The sequence below is a fragment of the Flexivirga sp. B27 genome (assembly GCF_052905685.1).
Window position 1 is genome coordinate 102,176 of sequence record NZ_JBPYUM010000001.1, and the last position, 26,029, is coordinate 128,204.

Here is a 26,029-nt window from a genome sequence, read left to right on the forward strand (position 1 = left end):
TGCGACCACCGCCGACCTCAACCTGGGAGCTCGACCACGTGCGCCGACTGATGACGGGCTATCGGCTCACCGTTCTCGGACTGACCCTGCTGCTCGCGCTGATCGTGGCGCTGAACGGATTCGGGCACTTCTACACCGATATCAAGCCCGAGGTCTATCTCGCGCCGGGTCGGATGATCCGCCAATACCTCTCGGCCTGGACGGACACGCCCTACCTCGGCTCGCCCAACTTCAACGTCGGGCTGGTGCCGGTGCTGCTGGTCACCGGAGCGTTGCGCGGGATCGGGCTGTCGCCGGAGTGGGCCTTCAAGATCCTGCACTTCGTGCTCTGGTTCGCCACGGCGTGGGGGACCGCGCGGCTGACCCGCCGGCTCGTGCCGAAGGCCGGTCAGTGGGCCGGGCTCGCTGCGGGCGTCCTGGTGCTGGCCAACCCCTACACGATCCAGGCCGGCAGCACGCTGGCGATCGCACTACCGATGGCGCTGCTGCCGTGGTCGCTGCTGGCGTTCATCAACGCGCTGTGGACGCCGGGTCGCCGATGGTTCTCACCCGCCGGCTGGAAGTGGCCGGCGCTCTTCGGCCTGCTCTTCTTCGCGATGAGCGGCATGAATGTCGCCATCGTGCCGATCTTCCAGCTGCTGGCCCTGCTGCCGATGATCTGGGTGGCACGGCGCGAATGGCGGCTGCGGTGGTCCGTCGTCATGGCGGCGCTCGGCAAATGCGCCGTCTTCGTTGTCGGCCTCTCGGTCTACTGGCTGGTGCCCGGCATTGCGGCGATTTCCACCGGCAACCAGATCGTCGACGAGTCCGAGTCACTGACCGGCATCAGCAAGGTCGCCTCGTTCCCCGAGGTGCTGCGCGGGATGGGCCTGTGGTCGCTCTACGGGCAGGACAACCACGGTGCCTGGGTGCCGCAGGACGCGGTCTACCTGACCAGCCCCGTGGTGATGGTGCTGACCATGCTGTGGCCGGCGCTGGCGCTGCTGGCTCTGCGCTGGCTGCACGGTGCGGCCCGGGTGATGGTCGCCGGAACCATCGCGATCTCGGCGGTGGTGATGGTGGGCATCTTCCCGGCCGCCGGTGATCCGGCCTCTCCGTTCGGCGCCTTCTTCCACTGGTTCGTCGAGTTGCCGGGGATGGCGGCGTTCCGGACCTCCAACAAGGTCGGTGCGCTGCTCGCGCTGTCGTTCGCGATCGCGATCGGGGTTGCGGCCGCGAAGCTGGGCCCGAAGGTGCTGCGTCGCGACGGGCTGGCGCCGATCGCCGTCGTCACGGTCGCCATGCTGGTGCTGTCGTGGACGCTGCCCGCGCTGACCAACCGGCTCTACACCTCCCCGATGGACATCCCCGCCTACTGGAAGCACGCGGCCTCGGCGATCGACAAGGGTGACGCAGACTCCGCGGTGCTCTTCCTGCCCGGGCAGACCCGCCCGGCATACCGGTGGACCGTGGACCGCCCCGACGACGTCGCGAACTCGCTCTTCAGCCGGCAGGTGATCCTGCCCGAAACCAGTCCGAATGCCTCGCCCCCGGGCGGCAACATGCTCGCTGCGCTGGACTCGACGCTGCAGAACGGCGTCGTGCCACCCGGGACGTTGTCGACCTACGCGCGCTACCTGGGCGCCGACACCGTGCTGATGCGGCACGACACCAACTGGGAGGACGCCGGTGGCGTCCGACCCGGTGTCGTCTCTGCGATCGCCGATCGCGACAAGGGGCTGCACGGTGTTGCGAACTACGGTTACCCGGGCGAGTTCGTCGGCAGCACCACCGACGACACACCGGAGGAGCGTCAGCTGCCACCGCTGCAGCAATACTCCGTCAAGGGCGCCGGCGACAGCGTGCGCGTGGAGCCGACCGGCAACTCGCTGGTCGTGGCCGGCGACGGATGGTCCGTCCCCGGGATGGTGGATGCTGGTCTGCTGAAAGGCAATCCGAGCTTCCGCTATGCACAGGACCTGTCCGCGCGACAGCTGGCCGGCACGCTCGGCAGCGATCACACCCTGGTGCTGACCGACACCAATGCACGCCGGGACGCCATACCCAACAGGCTGTCGAACAACCAGGGGCCGCTGCTGTCGGCGCAACAACCGCTGGGGCTGACCCGGACGCTCGGTGACAACCCGGACGACCAGACGGTGCTGCAGCGGTCCGGTGCGAAGGTGACCGCGACCGCGCAGGGCGGCGCGTTCTTCGACCTGCCGTATGCCGTGCCGGAGAACGCCGCCGACGGCGACCCGTCGACCGCATGGCTCTTCGGCGACTTCGGCCGCGCAGCCGGGAACAAGCTGACGATCACCGAGCCCAAGGCCGGCCCCGTCGGCACGCTGCGCATCGCGCAGTCGCAGATCGGCAGTGTGCACCTGGACAAGGTCACCGTGCGCGCCGGCGACAAGTCGGTGACCCGCAAACTGCCCACCAGCGGGTATGCCGAGTTCCCGATGGGCAACGTCTCCGCGCAGCAGATCACGGTGACCGTCGACTCGACCCGCGGGAAGGGCTACAACCTGGTCGGCATCCGCGACATACAGGGCCTGCAGACGCCGGCCGTGCGCACTGCGCGGACACCGCTGACGTTCACGACGGCATACCGGCAGCTGACCGCGGCGCAGAAGGCGAAGTTCGACCGCACTCCGTTGGACGTCGTGCTGACCCGTGAGCAGGGCACCTCCGAGACGGGTGACGACTCCGAGCGGGGTCTGCGCCGCACGATCAGCCTGCCGGACGCACGCACCTTCGACGCCAGCGCTGCGGTGCGCGTCGACGGAGGATTCGAGCAGGTCTACGACCGCACGGCCGGGCTCTCCACCGACGTGACCGCGGACTCGTCCGGGTTCTACTTCGGGCTGGCCGGAACCCGCGCGTCGCTGGCCGCCGACGGAGACGACTCGACGGCGTGGCAGCCGGGCGGGAAACTGCGCGGCGCCTGGTGGGAGCTGACCGGCAAGGAGCGCGCCATCTCCTCGGTGGCGGTTACGCAGCGGGCCGGCAGCAAGGGTGACGCCAACAACGCCTACGCCCGCAACGTCACCATCAGCGTGGACGGCCGGGACGTGGCCACTTCGACGCTCAAGGCACACGGCACCACGCGCATCGCCATACCGAAGGTCGACGGCAAGGCCGTGCGCGGCAAGCAGGTCCGGATGACGATCGACTCCATCGTCGGCACCGAGAGCAACGTGCCGCCGCGGTTCACCGCGATCGACACCGGGGCCGAGGTGCACAAGAAGTCCGGCCTCGGTTCGATCAAGCATGCGGACGGCACCGACCCGCGGTGCACCACGGTCGCGACCGTCGACGGCGCCCCGTTGCGGATGCGCCCGACCGAGCAACTGCAGGGGTCCAACACGCAGGGCAGCACGTGGACGGCGTGCGGCGAGATCGAGCTGAACGGCGGCACCCACCACATCGAGCCGGCCACCGGATTCACCCTGGACGACCTGCATCTCGCGGACACCCAGGCGTCCACCGGCACCGCTGCACCGGCGCCGAAGACGTGGCTGTCGAAGAACACCGCCACCCACAAGCGGGTGCACGTCACGACCAAGGGCGCGGCTGCCGTCGTCCTCGGCCAGAGCATCGCCGACGGCTGGCACGCCACCGCCAACGGCAAGGACCTCGGCGCGCCGCAGACCATCGACGGTTACTCCGCCGGGTGGATGCTGCCGAAGGCCGGCAAATACACCATCGACATCACCTACGCACCGCAGTCGCGCGCCAACGTCGCGCTCGGAGTGACCCTGGCCGTCCTGCTGCTCGCCGTGGCGCTCGCGGTGTTCCCGTTCTTCGCCAAGCTGCGCGACATACGCCGCAAGGACGACGATGGCGACGATGGCGACGGCGATGACAACGACAACGACACCGATGATGGCGACGGCGAAAACGACAACGACGACGGTGACACCAGCGCCGGTCAGGGTCCGGCACATCGTGCGCGGGAGCGCACTCTGCGCAGGACCCGGGGCGTGCAGGTCGATGCCGACCTCGCCGCAGCAGAAACCACCCGGCTCACGACCCGTATGGCGCCCGCACGCATCCCACGCGTCGCGCTGGAGATCGGCCTCGTGCTGGTCGCCGGCTTCTTCGTCGGCTGGGCCGGGGCCATCGCTGGTGCCGCCGTCGTCGGCGTGCTGCGCTGGCGGCGCTGGATCTCGCCGTGGTGGTTCCAGGTTGCGGGCGCAGCACTGTTGCTGCTCGCGATGGGCGTCTACCTGCTGGTGCTGGGGGACACTCGAGGCACGCTGAGCGCCGACGGCGTCGCTCGCAGCATGTGGCCGCACTGGCTTGCCGGTGCGGGGCTGGTGGTCGGCCTGGTCGGTGCGCTGCACGGGCGTGACCACGAGCCTGCCGTCACCGATGATGACCGTTACACCGACACCGACACCGACACCGACCACGAGGAGCCACGATGAACAGCGACGCAGCCCTGGTCTCGGTCGTGGTGCCGACCCGCAACAACGCCCGGACGATCCGCGCCTGCCTGCAGTCCGTGCGCGAGCAGACCTACCCGCACGTCGAACTCATCGTCGTGGACAACCACAGCACCGACGAAACCCTCGACGTGGCAACCGAACTCGCCGATCTGGCGGTGACCGACGGTCCGGAGCGGTCTGCGCAGCGCAACCGGGGGATCGCCGAAGCCGACGGTCAGTGGGTGCTGTGGCTGGACAGCGACATGGTGCTGCCGCCGCGCAGCATCGAGCTGGCCGTCCGCACCGCCGAGTCGGGCGGCGCGATGGGCGTCGCGTTGCCCGAGCGGACGATCGGTGACGGCTTCTGGACGGCGTGCCGTGCGCTGGAGCGGGAGTGCTACCTGAACCAACCGTGGTTGCACAATCCGCGGCTCGTGCGGCGTGACTACCTGCTGGGCGAGGGCGGCTTCGACCTGACCATGTCCGGCCCCGAGGACGCCGACCTGCGGCTGCGGATGCGCGCCGAAGGCCGTGCGATCGAGCTGGCACCGATCGTCGTCGACCACGACGAGGGTCGGCTGACCGTCGCCGACGTGCTCCGCAAGCGTTACTACTACGGGCGCAGCATCCCCGCGTTCGCCGGCCAGCACGACGGAGCGGTCGGTGCCCAGGGTCGCGCGGTGCTCAAGGCGTATGCCGCCAACTGGCGCCGCCTGACCCGCGACCCGGCGCACGCCGTCGGCATGGTCGCGCTGCGCAGCCTCGAGGTGGTCGGGTATGCCGCGGGCGCTCGCCGCGGCAAGCGTGACGCACGACGGAACGACCCGGCGTGAACGAGCACGGCATACAACCCCGCAGGATGCTGTGGGTGTCGCTGCCCGACCAGCGTCCGCGTCGCGAGCTGTACTGGATGAGCCGGATGCCCGGCACGGACGTGACCGCTCTGGCGGCGCAGGAACCCTACGGCGACATCACCTGGGTGCCCAGCTCCTACCGGCGTCCGGTCAAGCGTTTCGTGGAGGCGGGTGCGCTGGCCTGGGTGCGGGGCCTGGAGCGCCAGGAGCCGGCGGCATACGACTGGGTGACCACGCTCGAGCTCTGCTCGCTGGTGACCGGTCAGGCCAGCAAGTGGCGCCGCGGCAGCTGGGTCCGCCAGGCCGTCATCACCTGGGAGAACCTCCCGAACCAGCCGCTCTACAAGGTGCCGCCCTACAAGCAGGCGCTGGATTCCGCACGGCACGCCGACCTGTTGTTGTGCATGATCGACGCCGCGCGAGATCACTTGCTGGACAACGGTTTTGACGCCGAACGCATCCGTGTGGTCAAGCCCGGTGTCGACACGACGGTCTTCACACCACGGGCCGAACCGACGCACGACCCGGTGGTCGTCTTCTGCTCCCCGCTGGCCCCCAACAAGGGCATCGACCGGGTGCTGGATGCCATGACCCTGGTGCGTCGCGCCGTGCCCGAGGCTCAGCTGGTCGTAGCCGGCAACGGCCCATTGCGGGGCAAGGTCGAGCAGGCGGCGGCAGATCCGCGCACAGGGGTGCGCCTGGCCGGTCAACTCGACGCGCACGGCGTGGCCGACCTGCTCGCCGGCGCCGCCGTCTTCTGCACGGCTCCGCGACCGACCTGGAAGTGGACCGAGCAACTCGGCCTGGCCTACCTGGAGGCGCAGGCCTGCGGCATACCCGTGGTGACCACACGATGCGGCACCAACGACGAGGCCGTGCACCCGCCCAACACGATCGTCGACGGCGGGCCCGATGGCGGCGTCGAGGCGCTGGCCGACGCATTGGTGACCCACCTGCTGGACCGAGACCTGCGGGTGCGCATCGGCGCGGCCAACCGGGAGCGGATGCTCGCCGAGCACGACCTGGCGACCCAGTGCGCGCGGATGGGCGCAGCGTTCGCCGACATCGAGGCGCAAGGACGCTGATGCTGCAGCGGGCCGGCCGACGCGGGATCGGTGCCGTCGTCGGGTTGATCTGCGGCGTGATCGCCCTCGGCCCGGCGCTCGCACCGGGCTTCCTGCTGCGCTACGACCTGGTCTTCGTCCCCCGGCTCGCGCTGGGCGACCGGACGATGGGCGTCGACGGGTCGGTGCCACGGGCCGTGCCGAACGACTTCTTCGTGGCGCTGCTGTCGCACGTCCTCCCGGGCTGGGTGGTCGAAAAGGCCTTGCTGCTAGGGGTTTTCGTGCTCGTCGGCGCGGGCGTCGGAGCGCTGTCGCGTAGCCGGGTCGGCGCCGCGGCCGCTGCGCTCGTCGCCTGCTGGAACCCGTATGTCGCTGAACGCCTGGCGATCGGGCACTGGGGATACCTGCTCGGCTATGCCTGCGTGCCGTTCCTCGTTGCGGCAGCCGCAGCCGTGCGGCGCGGGGACCGGCACGCACACACCCGGCTCGGACTCTGGCTGCTGGCCAGCGCACTGACCGGGTCCACCGGTGCCGTGCTCGGTGTGATCGCGGTCCTGGCGGTGCTTCTCGTCCCGGCCGAACACCGCCCGATCCGGCGCACGCTCGGCGACCTCGGGTGGGCGCTGCTGATCTTCCTGCTGGCGAACGCCACGTGGTGGTTCGCCTACCTCTTCCTCGCACCGTCGCAGACCACGTCGCGGGCCGGCGTCGAGGCGTTCATGTCCCAGGCCGACACGCCGTGGGGCGTGCTCGGCTCGTTGCTGACCGGCGGCGGGATCTGGAACGAAGGCGTGTGGTTCTCCGAACGCCAATCGCTCGTGGTGTCCGGGCTGGCGCTGCTCGCCGTGCTTGCCGTCCTCGCTCTCGCCGTGCGGGATCGGGTATGGCGCGGGCGCGCCTCCGGCGGCCCTGCCCTGGCGGGTCTGACGGCGGCCGGCGTCGTCGGGTTGGTGCTGGCGGCCGCGAGCGCGATGCCCGGTGGGCAGCAGGTGATGACCGCGGTCATCACCGACCTGCCCGGCGGCGGGCTGCTGCGCGACGCGCAGAAATTCGTCGGGCTGTGGATGCTCCTGGTCGCGCTGCTGGCAGGGAGGTTGGTCGAGCGGGTGCGGCTGGCCGGCGTCGCAGCAGGCGCCGAGCGGGCCAGTGCCCTGGCCATCGCCGCTCTGGTGGGATGTTGGCCGCTGGTCACGCTCACCGGGTTGGCCTGGGGCGCCGGGGGACAGTGGCGTTCGGTCGACTACCCCGCGGCATACACCCGGATGGCGGAGCGGATCGAAGCGCTGCAGCCGGGCGCGGTGGCGGTCTTCCCGTGGGCGCCATACCGGCAATATGCGTTCGACCACGACGTGGTGCTGCTTGATCCGTGGCAGCGGCTGGTCGATCGGCGGGTGCTGGTCGACGACAGCCTGCCGCTGGTGGGCGGCACGGTCGTCCCCGGCGAGAGCCCGCAGGCGCGGCGCGTCTCGGCGGCAGTGGCGGCGCAGTCCGGCGTGCGAAAGGCGCTGCGCAGCGCGGGCGTTCGCTACGTGCTGGTGCAGACCGACCAGCCGAAGGCCGGCGACATACGGCAGGTGACGGGGAAGCCTCCGGTGGCCGCCGACGGGACACTGCGGCTCTATGACCTCGGCGCTGTGGGCTCAGCGGCTGCGGCAGGGCCCGACGACCGCGGGCCGGTCCGTTACACCGGCTGGGTGCTGGCCGGACTCGCCGTCACAGGAGTTGCCGGTCGGACTCTCGTTGATAAACTCGTCCCAAAGCACCACCGCACACTGACTCGTGAGTAACATAGGGTCACCCGCATCGACCGAGAGGGAAGAAATGGGCGCCTCCAACATGAAGTTGCTCTACAACATCGGCGGAGCTGTCGCCGGCGTCGTGCTGGCGACGGTGGCCATCTTCGGCCTGATCGCGCAGCAGGGCTCCGTGACGCAGCCGCAGAAGTTCTCCTCGACGATCAACTACAACCAGTAGGTCGTCCAGCAGACCAAGCAACGCAGAAGCCGGTCATCCTCGCAGCGAGGATGACCGGCTTTCGTGTGCCCGAACAACTCGCGACAGTAGCGAGTGGGTCGCCGGTATGGCGGGGAGTCCCGAGCAACTCGCGACAGTAGTGACTGGGTCGACGGAATCGTCGGGAAGTCACGAATAACTCGCGACAGTCGCGAGTATGTCGCCCGCGGGGCCGCCCGCCCGCCGGTACGTCAGAAGTTGGCAGCGACGGGAGCGTCCACGTCGTCCGTGCTGTCCGCATCCTTCACCGAAGGCTGGTCGCCGCGGCGTGACGCGATGATCTCGTGCACCGAACGCAGCCGGCGTGCCCGGGCGGTCGGTTGCTCGGGACGGGCGGCCATGCCCAGCACCGACTTCAAGGTCAGCTCCAGGGCCTTGCCGCTGCTCGCCCAGTCGAAGCTGAGCGCGTGCTCGCGTGCTGCCCGACCGAGCGCCGTGCGCAGGTCGTGATCACGCAGCAGCACGTCGACCTGCTCACGCATCTCCTCGGGCGTGTGCGCGAGCAGCCCGGTCTCGCCGTGCAGGATCGACTCGGTCGGCCCGCCGGCGTGCGCGAAGGCCAGTGCCGGGGTCTCGTGCAGGCCCGCCTCGACGATCGTCAGCCCCCAACCCTCCTTGTGGGACGGCATCAGCATCAGCCAGGACCGGCCGAGCAGGCGGTGCTTGGCCGCGTCGTCGACGAACCCGTGGAAGTCGACGCGGTCCAGCACTCCGCGCGCTCTCGCGTGCCGCACCAGCTCCTCGTGCCAGTAACCGGCACCGATGATGTCCAACCGCAGCCGTGGGTGCGCGTCCTGCAGGTCGGCGAGTATGTCGATCGCGGTCTCGACCTGCTTGTGCGGCACCAGCCGGCCGAGCACGGTCAGCACCGGCGTCGGGCTGTGCGGGTGCATGGTGCTGTGCTCGAGCGCAGCGGGGCGGTCGTTGCCGGAGTAGACGATGTCGATGCGGTCCTTGTCGATGCCGAGCTCGACAAGGTCATCGCGACTGGACTGCGAGACCGTCACGTAACGACAGTTGCGGTAGACCGCAGGGGCGACCTTGGACTCCAAGAACCACCCGAAGCGCGCCAGCTTGGGGCCGAAGATCACCCGCCACTGGTCACGGTGCACGTGGTGGGTGACGTTGACGACCGGCAGGCGTGCGAGCAGCGGGGCCCAGAAGGGGACGCCGTTCTGGACGTCGATGACGATGTCGAAGTCGTCGCGGTGGCGGGCGGCATACAGCAGGCCGGCGGCGTAGCAGGTGAAGCGACCGCCACGGCGGACCACCTCGACGTCGCCGTGCCGATCGGTGCGTCCGGCTCCGGGGAAGCGGCTGGTGACGATCGTGACCGCGTGCCCCAACTCGGTGAGGACCTCGGCGGTGCGCTCGGTGAACGTTTCGGCGCCGCCGGCCTCCGGGTTGTCACGGTCGCGCCACGAGAGATAGAGCACCCGAAGTGGTGGGGCTGCCTCGTCGGGACGAGCGCGCAACGTGTCCTCCAGTCGGTGTGTGGTGCCGGACACATTTCATCCGGCACCGGTAGAGTAACGCCGAATGCTACCCGTTGGTAACTGGAGGTTGGTGCGTGTCCGGCGAGGTGGCCGATCGAATGTGTGAAATCTGCCGGCAGCGGACCACTCGGCTGCCGCTGCGCGGCGGCGGTGCGCTCGAGCAGTGCCTTGCGTGCGGCCACCTACGACGCACCCTGGTCGATGCCCCTGCCCGGCACCGTGATCGGGCGTATGGCGGCGAGCCGACCCTCGACACCTGGCGCCTGGCGCTCACGCACCGCCTGTTGACACGGGAGGGCACGCCGCGCTCGGTCTTCGAGATCGGTTACGGGTCCGGAGCATTGCTGCGCCGTTTCCTGGACGGCGGCGCGCAGGTGGCCGGCACCGACCCGGACCAGTTGGAAGTCGCCGTCGACCCGCTGGTGCGTGCCCGCGGCGACCTGCACTTCGAGCCGATCGAGGAGTTGCCGGCGACCGGCGGATCGGCCGACCTGGTCTACGGCATCCACGTGCTCGAGCACGTACTCGACCCGGTCGCAACGTTGCGCCATGCCGTGGATCTGCTGCCACCCGGCGGCAGCGTGCAGTTCCTCACACCTGCCGGTGACAGTGACGGCCTGCGGTTATACGGCGCGGCCTGGTGGATGCTGGAGGACCCGACGCACGTGCGCTTCTTCACGGCCGAGAGCCTGCGTCGCGCAGCGGTTTCCGTAGGCTTGACCGACGTGCGTGTGACTCGACCTGCCCTGGACAGCCTGGTCACCGACGCCGCCAGCCTCGCCCGGCTCGTGCGACCGCGACCGCGACCGAGCGGTGCGCTGGCGGAGCGGTCGGTGCTGGCCGCCGGGCTGGCCACGGCTCCCGTCGTCCTCGCGGCCCGCGGGATCCGCCCGGCGTTGCGACCCACCCTGCACCTGACTGCACGGAAGGCGTCCTGATGGACCGCGGCATCGGCCGGTCGGTGCGCCTGTTCCGCGCCTTCCTGGTGGAGCAGACCGAGCCCGAGGTCTTCTACGGCGCACTCGCCCGCGACTCGTGTGAGTTGCTCGGCGAGCTGACCACCCTCGACGGAGCTCGCGTGCTCGACGTCGGGGCGGGGCCTGTCGAGTTCGCGCACGCCTTCCGGGCGGCGGGGGCGACATACGTCCCGATCGACCACGATTCCGCGGTGCCGTCGGTGCGGGACGGCGGCGTCGTGGCGACGGCGGAGGCGTTGCCGTTCGCGGACGGGAGCGTCGACGTCGTCTTCAGCAGCAACCTGTGGGAGCACGTGCGCCGCCCCGAGCACGCCGCCGACGAGATGGTGCGTGTCGTGCGCCCCGGCGGGCTGGTCTTCCTCTCCTACACCAACTGGTTGTCGCCCTGGGGCGGGCACGAGACCTCGCCGTGGCACTGGCTGGGCGGTGAGCGTGCCGCGCGTCGCTACACCCGCAAGCAGGGGCACCCGCCGAAGAACACCGTCGACCGGACGCTGTTCCGGGTGAGCGTCGCGCAGGGCCTGCGGTGGGCGCAGCAGCACCCGGACGTCGAGGTCCTCGTCGCGCGCCCGCGCTACCTGCCCGATGCTGCCCGGCACGTGCTGCGCGTGCCCGGGCTCCGCGAGATCGTCACCTGGAACCTCCTGCTCATCCTGCGTCGCCGATGACCGACCCGGACGCGACCGCCGAGCCGGCGCCCCGACCGTTCATCGGTCGCGGCGCTGTCGAGCGGGTGCAGTTGCTGTTGCTGCTCGCGGCGCTCGTCGTCCTGCCGTGGCTGGTCGCGCCGGGCCGCACCCAGCCGGACACCAAGATCGACCTGACGCTGTCGCCGTGGCGCTACCTCGGTCGCTCGCTGGACGCCTGGAACACCCATGCCGGGCTCGGCGAGCTACAGAACCAGGCCTACGGATACCTCTTCCCGATGGGGCCGGTCTTCGGCGTATGCCGCTCGCTCGGCATACCCGCGTGGGCGACACAACGGATCTGGTGGACCTTGCTGCTGGTGGTCGCGTTTCTCGGCGCGCAGCAACTGCTGCGCAGGCTCGGGGTCGCAGGTGGTGTGCCGGCGTTGGTCGGCGCCGCGGCATACGCGCTCGCACCGCGGATGTTGACGGTGCTGCCGGTCATCTCCATCGAGGCGTGGCCGATGGCACTCGCACCGTGGCTGGTGCTGGCCGTCCTCCCGCTGATCCGCCGGGGGTGCTCGCGTGCGGAGCTGATCCGCAGTCTGGCGCTCGCCGGGGTGCTGACCGCGGCACTCGGCGGCGTGAATGCGACGGCGTCGGGGATCGTGCTGGCGCTGCCCTTCGCGTTCCTGGTCACCCACCCGGTTGGGCGTCGCCGGGTGCTGCCGTGGCTGGTCGCCGTGCTGCTCGGCGCATCGTGGTGGCTGCTGCCGCTGCTGGTGCTCGGAAAGTACGCCTACCCGTTCCTGGACTACATCGAGACGTCGTCGATCACGACCGCGGTGACGTCGGTGCCCAACGTGTTGCGTGGCGCCGACGATTGGATCGCCTACATCCTGGACAGCGCGGATCACCCTGTGTGGCAAGGCGGTTGGGTCCTCGCGCAGTCGGTCACTGCCATCCTCGCGACGGGGTTTGTTGCCGCCGTCGGCTGCTGGGGTCTGGTGCGGTCCCGCGGGCACCTGGCGCGCTGGACGCTGTTGTGCGCGGTCGGCGCCACCCTCTTCATGGTGCTCGGGCACGGTGGCTCGGTCGGCAGTCCGCTGTCGGAGCCGGTTCGCAGTTTGCTGGACGGGTCACTCGCGCCGCTGCGCAACATCCACAAGGCCGACCCGGTGCTACGGCTGCCCTTGGCCATCGGACTGACTGCCGTCCTGCAGCGGGTCAGCGTCTCGCGGCGCATCCGTGACCGGTTCGTGCCCGCGCTGCTGGCTCTCGCGGTCGCAGTCGCAGCCACACCGATTTGGCAGGGGCGAGTCGGTGCGTCGGCGTCGTATGCCGCCATACCAGGGGAGTGGACGCAGGTTGCGCACGAGATCGACCGGCAGGCAACGCAATCCGGCGGATCCACGATGCTGCTGCCGAACTCCCGCACACCGACCTACACGTGGGGGAGCACCACGGACGAGCCGTTGTCGGCGCTCGCGACGTCACCGGTCGTGACCCGCGAGGCGGCGCCACTCGGGATCCCCGGGTCGACGCGGATCCTCGACGTCGCCGATCAACTCGCTGCTTCCGGCGAGTCACAGCCGAGCCTGGCGGCCGGTCTGGCCCGACTCGGCATCACGCGGGTCGTGCTGCGCCGCGACCTGGCGGCCTCGGTGAAGGCACAGCCGTGGCGGAAGGTCCAGCAGACGTTGCGGGACTCGCCGGGCTTTCGCCCGAGTGCGACCTACGGGACGGGGCGCTCCGCGCTCACCGTGTATGACGTGACGGCGACCGCGGACGTGGGAGCGTCGCTCTACGGTGCGAAGCCGGTGACGGTTGCCGGCGGCCCGGAGTCGCTCTTCGCCCTGTATGCCGCCGGGCTGCTGTCGCCGAAGCAGTGGATGCGGCTGGACCCGGCGGTGTCGGGTCACGCCGACGTCGTCACCGACACGATGCCGTGGCGGGCCTACAACAACGGCGTCCCGACGGCGTTCGCCTACAGCCCGGTGCTAAACCGAGCCGACACCACTCCGACTCACGTCGGTGCGAAAGACCTTCCGCCTGCTACCGATCCGAGCGATCAGCCCGCTCGTGAATGGATCGGCTGGAGCGACGTACACGTGTCCTCGTCGGCCGCAGACCCCTTCGCGCAGCACTACCTCGGTGTGCACGACGGTCCGGCATCCGCGTTCGACGGTGACGACTCGACGGCCTGGCTCACCGGTGACCACGCGAGCACTGCGACGCTGACCGGGACGTTGCCCGGCCGCACCGTGTCCAGCGTCCGGCTGAAGCTGGCCGGGCGCGCGCAGCACGCGGCGCTGCCGGAGAAGGTGCTCGTGCGTGTGGGGGAGCGAAGTGTGGCGGTCGCCGTGCACGGCCGGAGTGAGCTGACCGTGCCGGTTCCGCCCACCCGTGCGGGCACGGTGTCGGTGCAGTTGAGTGCGGCGGACGACGCCATCGACCCGGTGCTCGGCATCGTCGAGATGCGTGTCGCGGGAACGACACTCGGCTCGGTCATCGACGTGCCGCAGCATGTCGACCTCTCGTCCCAGGGACTGCTGCTCACGCGTCTGCCCGAGGATCGGGCGGTAGTAACCCGGCAGGTCCATGTGACCGGCGGCGGGTTCGAGGGCACCGTGTGGCTGCGCTCGACCGGTGCGCCCGCGTCGACCGCCTGCGGGGCGGCTGGGTCGGTCACTACCCGCGGCTCTGACGGCTCGACGACGCGAATTCCGTTGCGTGCCAAGGAAACCGCTTCCAAGGGTGACCTCGTCGAGGCTGTCACCTGCGGGTCGAGCAGCGCGGGAATGGCCAGCGGGTCGAGTAGCGCGGGGGAGCGACGCGAAGGAGCGCGTATCGAGACCAGCACCGTCTCCATCGCCGGAAAGGCCGGTCTCACACCGGAATTCGCGACCTTCGGCAAGGCTCCGGCATCGTCGGTCGCCGCCCGCACCGTCCTCTCGGAGTCCGGCGATTCCGGCAAACGCACGGTCCGCATCGGCGCCGGAGCGCCCGGAGTCGTCACCCTCAGCGAGGGGTTCAACGCCGGCTGGCAGGCAACCGACAGCGACGGACACACGCTGCTTCCGGTGGAGGTCGACGGCTGGCGGCAGGGTTTCCGGGTCAGCAGCGCCGACGCCGACACGCTCACCCTGCGGTTCACGCCGACCACGCCGCAGCGCCTCGGCCTGCTGGTCGGTGGTGCCATCGCACTCGCGCTGTTGCTCACCTTCCTGGCCGCGGCATACGCCTGCCGCAGCAAAGGTGGTCGAGTAGCGATGGGGGAGCGGAGCGGAGGAATCGCCTATCGAGACCAGGCGATGACGGCGCGTGGTCTCGATACACCTCCCCCGCTCCGCTCCTCCGGCACTCGACCCGCATTGGGCGTCTCCTCCGGCACTCGACCCGCGTCGAGGGTCATCGGAATCCTCGCAGCCGTCGTTGTCGGGTTCCTCGCCGCCGGGCCGGGCGGACTGCTGGCCGGACTCGTCGCGGCGGCGGTGCCGAGGCGCTGGCTACGGCACACCGCGGGCGGGGCGATGATCGCGGCTGGGGTCGCACTGGCCTTCTTCGGCGTGGTCGACGCACAGTCGGCTGGGGCGATCGCCGGTCAGTTGCTCGGCACGGTCACGCTGAGCGCGCTGGCACGCGCGGGGTTCGAGTGCGTTGGTGCACGCGGCGCAGCACCGGCAGCTCCACCAGCGACGCCGACGCCCAGGCGATCAGGACGCTGAAGACCAGCACTGCGAAGAGCACTGCGCTGAACGGGCCGGTGAACAGTGCCCAGCCCGACGCCAGGTAGATCACCTGCAGCACCAGCACGTGCCACAGGAAGACGCCGTAGGAGATGTCGCCGAGGAATCGGTTCACCGGCGCCTCCGCGATCGCCTGCCACCGGTGGTCGGAGGGTCCGCGGACAGCCGCGAGCAGCAGGAGCGCTGCCAGGAGCGTGTAGAATGCTTCCTTGGCCACAGCCTCCCCGACGGTCGGTGCGTGCAGGTCGCGCGGCCCGGCGATGCCGCTGGACGCGACGAGATAGACCAGCGCCGCTGCACCCAGCCAGGTGCCGACACCGACCTTCCGCAGTCGCTCGAGGTCGCCGCGTTGCACCGCGACCGCCAGCACCGCGCCGACTGCGAACCACGCAGCGTGCCCGAGCACGCTCGTGCCCAGCACGCCCGCGTGGGTCGTCGGGCTGTGCTGCGTCCACACCGCCGTCCCTGCCTGTATGACGAGACCGCACACCACGACGCCGGCGAGCACGCCATAGGTGGACCGCGCCGACCGTCGCAGCAACCGGCCGATCACGATGCCGATCATCGGAGCCAGCACGTAGAACGTGACTTCGGTCGTCAGGCTCCAGGTTTGGCTGAACGACTGGTAGGAGGTGTCGGCATACGCCTGCACCAGGAAGAGGTGCGCCAGCACCTTGCCGGCGCCGCCGACCCCATTGCTGCCGCCGACCTCGCCCCAGGCGCCCGCGACCAGCAGCACCGCCAGCAACGCGACCAGGTAGGCGGGCAGGATGCGGGCGGCACGACGCACGGCATACACACCGACACGCGGGCGAGGAGCGGCACCGTGCCCGGCGGCGATCCACGGGCGCAGCAGCAGGAACGCGCTGATCGCGAAGAAGACCGCGACCCCGCTGTCGCCACGCGCGAGCAGGCCACCGGACAGGTCGAGGCCGTCGGCGCCGGTCCAGAATCCGACGTGCGACAACAGGACCAGCAGGGCGGCCAGGGCGCGCAAACCGTCGATCAGCCGGTACCGCGTCACGTCATCCCCTTCCCGTCGCCGTGGGTCGCTTCGTCGATCGCTACTGTGCAGTAGATTTCACCAGGACGCACCGGCGTATGCCGCGTGAACCCCTCCGGAGGCTAAACCCACCCATGACTGCGAGCGAGAATCTGCCGTCGGCCGACGGCGCCATCGATCACAGCCGCCCGGTGTTGCGTGCCCGCGCACCGCTGCGCATCTCGTTCGCCGGCGGCGGCACCGACGTGACGCCGTTCCCGCAGCGCGAGGGCGGCGCCGTCCTGTCGGCGACGATCTCGGCCTTCGCCTTCAGCACCCTGCGCCCGCGCACCGACGGCCAGGTGACCGTGCGGTCGCTCGACTACGGCACCTCGATCGGCTTCGGCATCGACGAGCCGGTGGAGTATGACGGCAAGCTCGACCTGCCCAAGGCCGCGATCAACCGGGTCCGCGACATCGAGGGCGCGCGCCCGTCGGGCGGGTTCGACCTGTTCCTGCACACCCAGGCGCCGCCCGGCTCCGGGCTGGGTTCGTCCAGCGCGGTGATGGTTTCGGTGATCGGGCTGGTCGCGGAGCACTGCGGTCTCGACCTGACGCCATACGACGTCGCCGAACTGGCCTACCGGCTCGAGCGCGAGGACCTCGGCATACCGGGCGGATCGCAGGACCAGTACGCAGCCGCGTTCGGCGGCTTCAACTACATCGAATTCAAGCCCGACCAGGTCATCGTCAACCCGTTGCGGGTGCGGGACGACACGGTGCACGAGCTGGAGCACAACATGCTGCTCGCCTTCACCGGCAACACCCGAGTGAGCGACCACATCATCGAGGACCAGCGCTCACGGTACGAGACCGGCAACGCCGAGGCATTGGAGGGGCTGCGCGCCCAGAAGGCGCTCGCCGAGCAGATGAAGGTCGCCCTCGTGCGTGGTGAGGTCGACGGGTTCGGGCGGTTGCTCGGGCAGGCGTGGGCGCAGAAGCGCAAGATGTCCGACCGCATCTCGACGCCGCTGATCGACCAGGCCGTCAGCACCGCGCTGTCGTCCGGGGCGCTCGGCGGCAAGGTCACCGGCGCCGGCGGCGGCGGGCACCTGGTCTTCGTCTGCGAGTTCGAGCGCCGGCACATCGTCGCGCAGAAGTTGCTCGACCTCGGCCTCACCCTGTCCGAGATCACCTTCAGCCAGCACGGGGTCACCACCTGGAGAGGACAGCACTGATGCCGACCGGACACGCCTTGCACGACGTACCTCCCGAGCGCCGCGGGCCGGCGGTCGCCGAGCGTCAGCAGAAGGGGCTCGCGGCTTGGGCCGATCTGGCGCGTGCACTCGCCGAGCCGGAGCTGGTCGCCCAGGTGGACGCGGCGGGCACCGACCTGCTCGACGCGTTGGTCGGCGGCGGCACCCTGCTGGTGGCGGGCAACGGCGGGTCGGCGGCGATCGCCAGCCATGTCGCCGCGGAGTTCATCGGCAAGTGCATCCTGGAGCGGGCGCCGCTGCCGGCGATCAACCTGGCCGAGTCGCTCAGCTCGATCACCGCGGTCGCCAACGACTATGCGTATGACGAGACGTTCGCTCGCGGTGTCGCAGCCCTCGGGCGCCCGGGCGACGTGTTGCTGGCGATGAGCACGAGTGGCGCGAGCAGCAACATCCTGCGTGCACTGCAACTCGCCAAGCAGCAGCGGATGCTCACGATCATGCTCACCGGCACACGGGGGAGTGGCCTGGGCGATGCTGCCGATCACGTGCTGGTCGTGCCGTCCGACGAGACGCCGCGCATCCAGGAAGCGCACATGCTGTGGACCCACGTGTGGTGTGAAGCGGTCGACGTTGTCTGTCAGTGAGCGGCGGGTGGGTCACCCCAGGCGAAAAACTCGCGACAGTGGTGAGTTGTTCGTGAGGTTCGGCCGATCTGGGCGACTAAGTCGCGACAGTCGCGAGTTGTTCGCGAGGTCCGGCCGATCTGGGCAAGTAAGTCGCGACAGTCGTGAGTTGTTCGTGAGGTTCGGCCGATCTGGGCGAATAAGTCGCGACAGTCGCGAGTTGTTCGCGGGCACGGGAGCCGCGCCGTGGCTGCGCGAGCACTGACCGACGCTGAACTGCTCGGCGAGGAGCGGTCGCCGATCCCGCGCCCGCCGTGCCCTGGTCGCCCTCCTCGTCCCGCCGGTTCCGCGGGGGCGCCATACGACCTGATCCTGCTGGACCGCGACGGCACCCTGAACGTCCACCGGCCGGGGTATGTCGCCGACCCCGCGGACCTGGAGTTGCTGCCCGGTGCCGCGGGCGCAGTCGCCGCGGCCAATCGGGCCGGCTGCGCGGTCGTGCTCGTCACCAATCAGCGCGGTATGGCGACCGGAGCGCTCTCCCGGGAGGAGCTGCTCGCGGTGCACCGGACGCTCATCGCGCAGCTCGCGCGCGAGGGCGCGACGCTGGACGGCATACAAGTGTGTCCACACGACCGCGGCACCTGCGACTGCCGGAAGCCGCGCGGGGGCCTGATCCGGGAGGCGCTGCGGCGCGCCGGTTGGGCAGCGCCGGACCGGTGTGTCATGGTCGGTGACCAGCCGAGTGATCTCGCTGCCGCCGCGACGGCGGGGGTGTCTGCACGAGGGGTCGCCGGCGCCGGAGCGTCTCTGCGGTCGGTCATCGGCGAATTGCTGCAAACCGGTGCGGCGTCGGTGTGACACAACTCGCACGGTTACTGCTACTCTCCGGTAAGTTCCAGCTCACTACCGGAGGTCAGACCAGTGCGGAAATCCGCGATCGTGATCGGATTTGGCGCGTTCTTCGTGACCATGGCGCTCTTGCTGAAGTTCTACGCGTTCGACAGGTTGGCCGTCATTCCGGCGGACCAGAACACCAAGCAGGTTGCCGTCGACAAGAACGCCTACATCTTCGACGCCGGCACGTTGAAGTTCCACCACACCACCCTCACCACGACGGTGGGTGCCGTGGCGCAGAAGGACAAGAGCGAGAAGTTCGGTCACAACTCGGTGATCTTCAGCAAGTGGCAGTACTCCAAGATCCCGCAGACCAAGACCGCCCAGACCGCCAGCACCGAGAAGTTCGCCGTCGACCGCCACACCGGCAAGATCATCAAGTGGAGTGGTGACGAGGAGAACGGCAAGGCGGTCGAGCACAAGGGCTACACCGTCAAGTTCCCGTTCGGGGCCAAGAAGACGACGTACCCCTACTGGGACGCCAACATCAAGAAGACCATGAACATGGAGTACGCCGGGACCGAGAAGATCGACGGTCTCGAGGTCTACCGCTACGAGGGCACCGTCCCGCGTCAGACGCTGAAGACCGAGCCGACCAAGGAGGTCCCGGGATTCCTCTTCGGCGGATCCAAGAGCAGCCCCGGTGTCAAGGCCGACTACACCTACGCCAACGACCGCACCATCTGGGTCGAGCCGCAGACCGGCGCATTCATCAAGGTCAGCGAGGGCCAGAAGCAGTGGCTGACCAACCCCAAGACGGACAAGTCGGTGCAGGTGCTGCAGACCACTTCGGTGTTCGACAAGGCGACGGTCAAGGCCAACGTCGACGAATACAAGGGCAAGGCGTCGCAGCTGAAGGTCCTGAAGATCGCTCCCTGGGTGCTCGGCATCCTGGGCGTGCTGCTGCTCATCGGTGGCGGCGTGATGATTGCCCTGCTCGGTCGCAAGGACGACCAGGACGGCGACTACGACGAGGACGACTACTACGACGACGACGCCGACGACCAGACCGACGAGACGCAGGCCGGTGTCGCAGGTCTGCTCGGCGACGACGACACCTCCGATGACGTCACGCGCCGCGGCGACTCTTGATCGGTAGATCGGTAACCCACACACCCCTTTTCGTCAGTGACGGCTCCTTCGGCGAGTGACGATGAAATTTCACCGTCACTCGTCGAGGGAGCCGTCACTCGCGTTGGGTAGGTGGTTCAGCGCCGCTCGGCGACGAAGATCGCGGTGCCAGGGATGACCCGCCCGCGCATCGGTGACCAGCCGCCCCAAACCTGCCGGTTGCGGTCCGGCCACTCCGGCTCGACGAGATCCACCAGGACCAGCCCCGCCGCCGCGATCTCGCGGACCCGGTCGCCGAGCGTGCGGTGGTGCTCGACGTATGTCGCAGTGCCGTCGTCACTCTCCTCGACATACGGCGTGCGGTTGAAGTAGGACCGGTCCGCCACCAGGCCCTCCGGGCCCGGCGCGTCCGGGAAGGCCCACCGGATCGGGTGGGTCGTGGCGAAGACGAAGCGTCCGCCCGGTCGCAGCACCCGTGCCGCCTCGCGCATGATCGCTGCGCTGTCGGCTACGAAGGGCACCGCGCCGTATGCCGTGAACACGACATCGAACGACGCGTCGGCGAAGGGCAACTGCGTCGCGTCGCACTGGGCGAGGGGGAGCGGGGCGCTTGTGCGGGAGTCGATGCGAGCAGCCTGGCGCAGCATCCCGCCGGACAGGTCGGTCGACACCACCCGGTCGCCCTGCCCTGCGACATACCGTCCGCCCTGCCCGGCGCCGCCACCGATCTCGAGCACGTCCCGGCCGCCCGGAGTCCCGAGCAGGCCGAGCTCGGACTCGGTCAGTCCCTCCGGACCCCACACCAGGTCGTCGTCGCCGAGGAACTCCCCGTGCTCGGCGTAGTAGGCGATCGCCTCGTCGTCCCACCATGCGCGATTCGCTGATCGGGTCTCGCCGGCTCCGGCGCTGCGGTGGCCGACTCCGAAGGTGTCCATGTCGCGAGAGCTCCTCGGCTCGGTGCTGGTTCGGGATGCTGGTTCGGGATGCTGGTCGGGTGTGGCTCGAGTGTGACCCAAGGCGCCGGCCGGCTGCCGTTGGCAGCCCTTTTGACCCGGCTGAGGGCGGGCCGATAAGGTAGACGGGCGTACGCATGTGCGTGTCAGGGGTTTTGCCGAGATCGCTGGTGACGATACCGCCGACGATGACAGTTTCCCTCGACATCGACGCCCGGGATCGCCGACTCCGGTCAGCGATGCGGCGTCATACCACCACATTGTCCATATCGAGTGTCCACCGAAGGTTTCCTACTACATGACTGCCACCACCACCTCCCAGGTCGCGATCAACGACATCGGATCCGAGGAGGAGCTGCTCGCCGCCATCGACGCGACGATCAAGCACTTCAATGACGGCGACATCGTCGACGGTGTCATCGTCAAGGTCGACCGGGACGAAGTCCTGCTCGACATCGGCTACAAGACCGAGGGCGTCATCCCCTCGCGCGAGCTGTCCATCAAGCACGACGTCGACCCCAGTGAGGTCGTGGCGGTCGGCGACGAGGTCGAGGCCCTGGTTCTCCAGAAGGAGGACAAGGAAGGCCGCCTCATCCTGTCCAAGAAGCGCGCGCAGTACGAACGCGCCTGGGGCACCATCGAGACCATCAAGGAAGAGGACGGCGTCGTCACCGGCACCGTCATCGAGGTCGTCAAGGGCGGTCTCATCCTGGACATCGGCCTGCGCGGCTTCCTGCCCGCGTCGCTGGTCGAGATGCGTCGGGTCCGCGACCTCCAGCCGTATGTCGGCAAGGAGATCGAGGCCAAGATCATCGAGCTCGACAAGAACCGCAACAACGTGGTCCTGTCGCGCCGCGCCTGGCTGGAGCAGACCCAGTCGGAGGTCCGCACGACCTTCCTCAAGGAGCTGCAGAAGGGCCAGGTCCGTTCCGGTGTGGTCAGCAGCATCGTCAACTTCGGTGCGTTCGTGGACCTGGGCGGCGTCGACGGCCTGGTGCACGTCTCCGAGCTGTCCTGGAAGCACATCGACCACCCGTCCGAGGTCGTCGAGGTCGGCGACGAGGTCACCGTCGAGGTGCTGGACGTCGACATGGACCGCGAGCGTGTCTCGCTGTCGCTGAAGGCGACCCAGGAAGACCCGTGGCAGCACTTCGCCCGCACCCACGCCATCGGCCAGGTCGTGCCGGGCAAGGTCACCAAGCTGGTGCCGTTCGGTGCGTTCGTCCGCGTCGAGGACGGCATCGAGGGTCTGGTCCACATCTCCGAGTTGGCCGAGCGCCACGTGGAGCTGCCGGAGCAGGTCGTCCAGGTCGGTCAGGAGATCTTCGTCAAGGTCATCGACATCGACCTCGAGCGTCGCCGCATCTCGCTGAGCCTCAAGCAGGCCAACGACGAGGCCGCAGCTGCGACCGAGTTCGACCCGACGCTCTACGGCATGGCTGCCGAGTACGACGAGCAGGGCAACTACAAGTACCCCGAGGGCTTCGACCCCGAGTCGGGCGAGTGGCTCGAGGGCTACGAGACTCAGCGCGAGGTGTGGGAGAAGCAGTACGCCGAGGCGCACGACCGCTACGAGGCGCACCAGGCGCAGATCGAGCAGGCGCGCAAGGACGATGCGGAGGCGGCTGCCACCGCTGCGACCTCCGGCTCGACGTCCTACTCCTCGGAGTCGTCGGCCGACAGCGGCTCCTCCTCGTCGCAGCCGTCGTCGCCGGCAGCTCCGGCCGCTCCGGCTGAGGGCACGCTCGCCTCGGACGAGGCGCTGGCCGCGCTGCGCGAGAAGCTCACCGGCAACTGAGCAGGTGACGCTCAGCAGTAGCTGAAGCAACCGAAAGCCCCCGGAACCACTTGGTTCCGGGGGCTTTCGTCATACCATTTCCGGCACACCAGGACCGCCGTCTCGGCACGTGTATAACCGGCGACTGTTGAGGGTTGTGTGCGTGTATCGGTCTGGGAGCGTGTATAACCGGCGACGGTCGCCGGGTAAGGCCGGGTGTCAGTCAGACCCGCGCCACCGGCGCCTTCTTCGGGAAGACCGTGTAGCTGAACGAGATCACGGCGTCGATCGCGAGGACGAGGGTCCACAACTGCAGGGTCTGCAGCAGTGCCTCGGTGCGCGTCGCGTCGTCGATGGTGACGATCGCCAGGCCGAGGAGTGCGGCGCCGACCAGCCACGCGCGCAGGTGGGCATACCAGCCGGACCGCTCGAACGCCGCGCGGGCAGCGCCGAATTTCGGCTTCTTCGCCGGAGCGGGACCGCCGGCGAAGCGGTGTGCGAAGCGGGTGTCCGCCCACTGCAGCATCCGATGACCGAACCCGACGGACACGCCGATGTAGATGGCAGCCAGTCCGTGTGCGGCAGTCGCGGTGCCACCGCTTCGTAGGTCGATCACGGACACGGTGAGCAGCACCAGGTCCACGGTCGGCGCCAGCGCGAGCAGGATGGCCGAAAGCCGTTGCCGGCGCAGCAGATAACGGCAGACGAGGCCGGCCAGCAGAAACAACCAGAATCCGATCTCACACGCGACGATGACGGCGATGAGCACTTCGACACTCCTTTTTCACACGGTCGTGATGTCAAAACAAAATAGCACGAGTGTGTGATAAAAAGAATCCATGCCGAAGCTGGTGGATCACGACGCGCGCCGGACCGAGATCGTGGAAGCGGTCATCCGGGTCGTGCACCGCGCCGGTTATGCGGGCGTGTCGGTGCGCACGGTCGCGCAGGAGGCGGGCTGGTCGACCGGGGCGATTCGCCACTATTTCGGCAGCCGGCAGGACCTCATCGCACAGGCCATGACCGAGCTGTCGGAGCGCGCGCGGGCACGGATCGAGCTCCGGGGGAGAGCGGCGACCGACCTCGACGGGCTCGTTGCGCTGCTGGAGGAGGTGCTGCCAATGGACGCCACCCGCCGGCGGGAGACCGAGGTGTGGACCGCGCTCGTGGTTGCCGCACGCACCGAGCCGGAGTTGGGCGTCGTATGGCGCCAGGTGCACGCGCAGTTGCGCGGCCTGATGGAGTCGTGCGTGCTGACCGTGGCGCAGCTGTCCGGCCGCGAGCTCGACATACGGGGTGAGACCGACCGACTGCACGCCCTCATCGACGGTATGGCGTTGCACGGCACGCTCCCGCCGAGGTTGTCCGCAGCGCGGATGCGCACCGCGCTACGGCATCACCTCGACGGGTTGGCCGGGGTTCATTGAGCCTGTCGAAACGAGCCTGTCGAAATCGACCTCGTGACCTCGACGGGCTCGGCCATCTTTGGTGTGGGCTCGGGCGTCTTTGGTGTGACCTCGACGGGCTCGGCCATCTTTGGTGTGACCTCGACGGGCTCGGCCACCTCTGGCGTGGGCTCGGCCAGCTCTGGCGGGACCGTTCCCTCAGTGCTGGTGCGGCTCGGTCTCCCCAAGTGCCCGCAGGGCAAGGGTCGAGTGTGCGTAGGCACCGCCAGCCCGCATCTCGGCAGCAACCCAGACCGCTTCCATGATCTCCTCCGGGGCTGCACCCTTGCGCTTGGCGAGCTTGGTGTGCCCGTCGATGCAGTAGGGGCACTGTGTCGTGTGGGCCACGGCGACAGCGATCAGCTGCTTGGTCTTCTCGTCCAGTGCTCCCTCGGCGAACACCGCCTTGCTGAAGGCCGAGAACGCGTCATACGGCCCGGGGGCCAATTCCTTTCGGCGCTGGTCGATCTCACGGGTCGCAGGCTCGTAGAGACTGTCGGACATGGGTGCTCCTTCATCCGGGGACGAACTGTCCTTTCACGCTAGACCGCCGTCGCGCGCCGCTGCCGTGGCCCCCGTGCACATCCGCACCAGCCGCATGTCTGATGCCCTGCACTAGAGTCGCGGCCGTGCTCTATGTGGGACTCAGCGGCGGCATCGGATCCGGCAAGTCGACGGTGGCGACGAGGCTCGCCGAGCTCGGCGCCGTCGTCATCGACGCCGACGGACTCGCCAGGGAGGTTGTCGCGCCGGAGTCCGAGGGGCTGGCGGAGATCGTCGCACGCTTCGGTGCCGATGTGCTTCGGGCTGACGGTTGGCTGGATCGGCCCGCGCTGGGTGCCATCGTCTTCGCGGACGAGCGGGCGCGCCGAGACCTGGAGGCGATCACTCACCCGCGGGTCCGTGACCTCACCGAGCAGCGCCGAGCCGCGGCGCCACCCGAAGCGATCGTGGTCCACGACGTGCCGCTGCTGGTGGAGGCCGGACTGGCCGCCGACCATCACCTCTGTCTGATCGTGGACGTCGCTGCGGAGCTGCGTTCGCAGCGACTGGTCCGTGACAGGGGTATGACGCCACAGGACGCCGCTGCCCGGATCAACGCGCAGGCCACCGACGAGCAGCGGTATGCCGTCGCCGACGCGTTGCTGGACAACAACGGCACCCGCGAGGAACTGCTCGATCAGGTGGAAAGCCTGTGGCAGCAACGCCTTTCGCCATACAACGACAATCTGCTGGCCGACCGCGGCGTGCGCCGAGAGCTCCCGGTGCGCATCGAGGACTACGACGCGGCGTGGCCCGCCATCGCTGCTCGGGCGATCGCCCGCCTGCAGCGCCAACTCGTGACGGCCGGCCTGGACGACCGGGTCGCCGGCATCGATCACATCGGCTCGACCAGCGTGCCGGGTCTCGGTGCCAAGGACGTCATCGACCTCCAACTGCGTGTGCTGGATCTGGACCTCGCGACCTCCGACGCCTTCCGCGACGCGTTGCGTGCGGCCGGCTTCGTCGACGGCCGGCTGCGCACGGACACCCCGCACGAATGGGCTCCGGAGCCTGAGGTGTGGCGGAAGGCGTACTTCAACGGGGCCGACCCCGGCACGGTGTTCCACCTGCACGTGCGCCCGGCGGACGGTCCGGGCGCGCAGTTGGCGCTGCAGTTCCGGGACTGGTTGCGGGCTAACCCGGCTGAGCGTGACGCCTACGTCGCGGAGAAGCGTCGCATCGCCGCACTGCACCCGGGCCGGACCGAAGCCGACCGCGCGGCGTACCCGACTGCCAAGGAGCCGTGGATGGCCGCGGCACTGGGCCGCGCGCGTGCTTGGAGTGCCGCGGGGAGGTGAGGAAGTAACGGTTCGACCGTGTCGCGCGATAG

20 protein-coding genes are annotated in these 26,029 nt (G+C 69.3%); 15 read left to right on the forward strand and 5 right to left on the reverse strand.

The window, feature by feature from the left end; translation table 11 throughout:
- The first annotated feature begins 38 nt into the window (after nt 1-38).
- Genes ACSZL9_RS00485 through ACSZL9_RS00505 form a run of 5 tightly spaced genes read left to right on the forward strand, consistent with a single transcriptional unit; the run spans nt 39 to nt 8,304 of the window.
- Nucleotides 39-4,412 (forward strand): alpha-(1->3)-arabinofuranosyltransferase domain-containing protein, encoded by a 4,374-nt coding sequence (locus ACSZL9_RS00485; RefSeq protein ID WP_446663492.1) that lies wholly within the window; start codon nt 39-41, stop codon nt 4,410-4,412.
- Nucleotides 4,409-5,245, forward strand: a complete 837-nt coding sequence (locus ACSZL9_RS00490; RefSeq protein ID WP_446663493.1) for a glycosyltransferase family 2 protein — start codon at nt 4,409-4,411, stop codon at nt 5,243-5,245. Before ACSZL9_RS00485 ends, ACSZL9_RS00490 begins: the two co-directional genes overlap by 4 nt.
- On the forward strand, nt 5,242-6,351 hold the full coding sequence (locus ACSZL9_RS00495) for a glycosyltransferase (RefSeq protein WP_446663494.1): 1,110 nt from the start codon (nt 5,242-5,244) through the stop codon (nt 6,349-6,351). The genes ACSZL9_RS00490 and ACSZL9_RS00495 overlap by 4 nt, the downstream gene beginning before the upstream one ends.
- The gene (locus ACSZL9_RS00500; protein ID WP_446663495.1) at nt 6,351-8,117 is read left to right on the forward strand and encodes a hypothetical protein; all 1,767 of its coding nucleotides are present in this window, start codon (nt 6,351-6,353) and stop codon (nt 8,115-8,117) included. Before ACSZL9_RS00495 ends, ACSZL9_RS00500 begins: the two co-directional genes overlap by 1 nt.
- Before the next feature lie 34 nt (nt 8,118-8,151).
- Nucleotides 8,152-8,304: a hypothetical protein gene (locus ACSZL9_RS00505; RefSeq protein WP_446663496.1), complete on the forward strand. Its 153-nt coding sequence runs from the start codon at nt 8,152-8,154 to the stop codon at nt 8,302-8,304.
- 230 nt (nt 8,305-8,534) lie between these two features.
- Here ACSZL9_RS00505 and ACSZL9_RS00510 read toward each other — a convergent pair whose 3' ends face one another.
- Nucleotides 8,535-9,851 (reverse strand): glycosyltransferase family 4 protein, encoded by a 1,317-nt coding sequence (locus ACSZL9_RS00510; RefSeq protein ID WP_446663497.1) that lies wholly within the window; start codon nt 9,849-9,851, stop codon nt 8,535-8,537.
- A gap of 86 nt (nt 9,852-9,937) precedes the next feature.
- Between ACSZL9_RS00510 and ACSZL9_RS00515 the strand changes: the two genes are divergently transcribed.
- The 3 genes from ACSZL9_RS00515 to ACSZL9_RS00525 are packed head-to-tail and all read left to right on the forward strand — an operon-like array spanning nt 9,938 to nt 15,170.
- The gene (locus ACSZL9_RS00515) at nt 9,938-10,777 is read left to right on the forward strand and encodes a class I SAM-dependent methyltransferase (protein ID WP_446663498.1); all 840 of its coding nucleotides are present in this window, start codon (nt 9,938-9,940) and stop codon (nt 10,775-10,777) included.
- Complete coding sequence (locus tag ACSZL9_RS00520) at nt 10,777-11,484, forward strand: class I SAM-dependent methyltransferase (RefSeq protein WP_446663499.1); 708 nt, start codon at nt 10,777-10,779, stop codon at nt 11,482-11,484. Before ACSZL9_RS00515 ends, ACSZL9_RS00520 begins: the two co-directional genes overlap by 1 nt.
- Nucleotides 11,481-15,170: an alpha-(1->3)-arabinofuranosyltransferase domain-containing protein gene (locus ACSZL9_RS00525; RefSeq protein WP_446663500.1), complete on the forward strand. Its 3,690-nt coding sequence runs from the start codon at nt 11,481-11,483 to the stop codon at nt 15,168-15,170. The genes ACSZL9_RS00520 and ACSZL9_RS00525 overlap by 4 nt, the downstream gene beginning before the upstream one ends.
- On the opposite strand, the gene ACSZL9_RS00530 is transcribed toward ACSZL9_RS00525, so the two are convergent.
- Nucleotides 15,064-16,215: an acyltransferase family protein gene (locus ACSZL9_RS00530; RefSeq protein ID WP_446663501.1), complete on the reverse strand. Its 1,152-nt coding sequence runs from the start codon at nt 16,213-16,215 to the stop codon at nt 15,064-15,066. The genes ACSZL9_RS00525 and ACSZL9_RS00530 overlap by 107 nt on opposite strands.
- Before the next feature lie 113 nt (nt 16,216-16,328).
- Here ACSZL9_RS00530 and ACSZL9_RS00535 point away from each other — a divergent pair, with 113 nt between their 5' ends.
- The 4 genes from ACSZL9_RS00535 to ACSZL9_RS00550 all read left to right on the forward strand — a co-directional run bounded on the left by ACSZL9_RS00535 (nt 16,329) and on the right by ACSZL9_RS00550 (nt 20,002).
- Nucleotides 16,329-17,411 (forward strand): GHMP family kinase ATP-binding protein, encoded by a 1,083-nt coding sequence (locus ACSZL9_RS00535; RefSeq protein ID WP_446663502.1) that lies wholly within the window; start codon nt 16,329-16,331, stop codon nt 17,409-17,411.
- Nucleotides 17,411-18,034: a D-sedoheptulose-7-phosphate isomerase gene (locus tag ACSZL9_RS00540; RefSeq protein ID WP_446663503.1), complete on the forward strand. Its 624-nt coding sequence runs from the start codon at nt 17,411-17,413 to the stop codon at nt 18,032-18,034. The genes ACSZL9_RS00535 and ACSZL9_RS00540 overlap by 1 nt, the downstream gene beginning before the upstream one ends.
- A gap of 225 nt (nt 18,035-18,259) precedes the next feature.
- Complete coding sequence (locus ACSZL9_RS00545; protein WP_446663504.1) at nt 18,260-18,874, forward strand: HAD-IIIA family hydrolase; 615 nt, start codon at nt 18,260-18,262, stop codon at nt 18,872-18,874.
- Nucleotides 18,875-18,937: 63 nt separating this feature from the next.
- Nucleotides 18,938-20,002, forward strand: a complete 1,065-nt coding sequence (locus tag ACSZL9_RS00550; RefSeq protein ID WP_446663505.1) for a DUF3068 domain-containing protein — start codon at nt 18,938-18,940, stop codon at nt 20,000-20,002.
- A gap of 116 nt (nt 20,003-20,118) precedes the next feature.
- On the opposite strand, the gene ACSZL9_RS00555 is transcribed toward ACSZL9_RS00550, so the two are convergent.
- Entirely contained in the window at nt 20,119-20,916 is a 798-nt protein-coding gene (locus ACSZL9_RS00555) for a class I SAM-dependent methyltransferase (protein WP_446663506.1), read from the reverse strand.
- Nucleotides 20,917-21,232: 316 nt separating this feature from the next.
- On the opposite strand from ACSZL9_RS00555, the gene rpsA reads away from it, so the two are divergent.
- Nucleotides 21,233-22,732, forward strand: a complete 1,500-nt coding sequence (rpsA, locus tag ACSZL9_RS00560) for a 30S ribosomal protein S1 (RefSeq protein WP_446663507.1) — start codon at nt 21,233-21,235, stop codon at nt 22,730-22,732.
- Nucleotides 22,733-22,934: 202 nt separating this feature from the next.
- Here rpsA and ACSZL9_RS00565 read toward each other — a convergent pair whose 3' ends face one another.
- The gene (locus tag ACSZL9_RS00565) at nt 22,935-23,480 is read right to left on the reverse strand and encodes a hypothetical protein (RefSeq protein ID WP_446663508.1); all 546 of its coding nucleotides are present in this window, start codon (nt 23,478-23,480) and stop codon (nt 22,935-22,937) included.
- Between the two features lie 70 nt (nt 23,481-23,550).
- Here ACSZL9_RS00565 and ACSZL9_RS00570 point away from each other — a divergent pair, with 70 nt between their 5' ends.
- Complete coding sequence (locus ACSZL9_RS00570) at nt 23,551-24,138, forward strand: TetR/AcrR family transcriptional regulator (RefSeq protein ID WP_446663509.1); 588 nt, start codon at nt 23,551-23,553, stop codon at nt 24,136-24,138.
- A gap of 177 nt (nt 24,139-24,315) precedes the next feature.
- On the opposite strand, the gene ACSZL9_RS00575 is transcribed toward ACSZL9_RS00570, so the two are convergent.
- The gene (locus tag ACSZL9_RS00575; RefSeq protein WP_446663510.1) at nt 24,316-24,660 is read right to left on the reverse strand and encodes a carboxymuconolactone decarboxylase family protein; all 345 of its coding nucleotides are present in this window, start codon (nt 24,658-24,660) and stop codon (nt 24,316-24,318) included.
- Between the two features lie 125 nt (nt 24,661-24,785).
- On the opposite strand from ACSZL9_RS00575, the gene coaE reads away from it, so the two are divergent.
- The gene (gene coaE / locus ACSZL9_RS00580; protein ID WP_446663511.1) at nt 24,786-25,997 is read left to right on the forward strand and encodes a dephospho-CoA kinase; all 1,212 of its coding nucleotides are present in this window, start codon (nt 24,786-24,788) and stop codon (nt 25,995-25,997) included.
- Nucleotides 25,998-26,029 lie beyond the last annotated feature (32 nt).